The 1304-nt window shown below is 65.9% G+C and carries 3 protein-coding genes; 2 read left to right on the top strand and 1 reads right to left on the bottom strand.

The window, feature by feature from the left end; translation table 11 throughout:
* Positions 1–287: ATP-binding protein (locus I0C86_RS42910; protein ID WP_230393570.1), on the top strand; the 287-nt coding region annotated here is incomplete at its 5' end.
* 614 nt (positions 288–901) lie between these two features.
* On the opposite strand, the gene I0C86_RS04860 is transcribed toward I0C86_RS42910, so the two are convergent.
* Positions 902–1174 (bottom strand): cellulose binding domain-containing protein, encoded by a 273-nt coding sequence (locus I0C86_RS04860; RefSeq protein ID WP_323373461.1) that lies wholly within the window; start codon positions 1172–1174, stop codon positions 902–904.
* On the opposite strand from I0C86_RS04860, the gene I0C86_RS44880 reads away from it, so the two are divergent.
* On the top strand, positions 1086–1304 hold a 219-nt coding region (locus I0C86_RS44880), incomplete at its 3' end, for a hypothetical protein (protein ID WP_323373462.1). The genes I0C86_RS04860 and I0C86_RS44880 overlap by 89 nt on opposite strands.

Below are 1304 nucleotides of genomic sequence, written 5' to 3' on the forward strand. Positions count from 1 at the left end.
AGCGTAGGGGACCAATTAGTGCCTCAGAAACAACCCACCAACACCCAACACCCCAGGTCAACGCGCTGCCCACCGTCGCGCCGCGAGCCGGTGACCAAACTCAGGTCGAACGGGCCCAGGCCAACCTCGTCTTCCAGGTCATCTCGAAGCGATACGAGAAGGGCTCCACCCTGCTCACCTCGAACAAGAGTTTCGGCGAATGGGGCCAGGTCTTCGGCGACGAAGTCCTCGCCACCGCCATCCTCGACCGGCTCCTGCACCACTGCGACGTCGTCGCGATCAACTGACCCAGCTACCGCCTCAAGAACCGCCTCACCGCCATCGACGGCCAAGCCAACGTCGCCTGAACCTGGCCACGTTCAGCCGTACCTACCTGGGGACGCACACTCGTACGCCGACAAGGGCCGACCCGCCGATCGCCAGGGCCAGGCCACCGAGGACCACGGCTGTGGCCAGCCCTCCAGCCGCTGTCGGCAACCAACCGCGCCGGCGGGCGTCCGAACGATGCGTGCCAACCTCCTGTGACTCATCCGGCAGCTCCGCAACACCGGTTCAGGGCACAGCCTCACGGCCGATACGCGAACCGTTTCGACAATTCTGCCGGCGTCGCCGACCACCCGGAAGGGCGGCTACGGCTCGGATACATAGATATGTATTAATGGCCGCATCGGGCGTGAAGTCAAGGTTTCAAGACGGTTACGTCCTGCTCCTGACGCTTCGCGGGCTCCGAATAGCCGCCGATGATTCCGATCTTTCGGAGTGTTAGGCATCGCGTTCAGGCATTGCGTGTCGCCGGCCCATCGACACGGCGCCGATCGAGCAGCGAACCGATTCGCCTGTGCGGCACCCGGCCGCGTGACACGTCGAGGCGTGTTTCATCTCTATGCCCCTCTTCCGCCGGTCAGCCAACGGTGCACGCCGCGCCGTTGAGCGTGAATGCGGTCGGGGTGGCGGTGTTGCCGGTGTGGTTGGCCTGGAATCCAATGACCACCGGTGCATTCGGGGCGAGGGTGGCGTTGTAGTTCACGTTCCGGGCGGTCACCTGACCGGACGTTGGCGAGTACGTGGCGCTCCATCCTGAGGTGATGCTCTGGCCGCCGGGCAGGGTGAACGCCAGGGACCAGCCGTTGATCGGGGCGCTTCCGGTGTTGGTGATGGTGAGGTTCTCGGTCAGGCCGGTATTCCAGGGGTTGATGGCCGCGCTGACCCGGCAGGGTCCGCTCGCCGGACTCGAGGGGATCGGGCCGGGCGACGAGGGGCCGGGCGACGAGGGGGAGGGGGAGGGCGACGAGGTGCTCGCGAAC

It is taken from the genome of Plantactinospora alkalitolerans (assembly GCF_015690345.1).
In the GTDB taxonomy this organism is placed as follows: domain Bacteria; phylum Actinomycetota; class Actinomycetes; order Mycobacteriales; family Micromonosporaceae; genus Plantactinospora; species Plantactinospora alkalitolerans.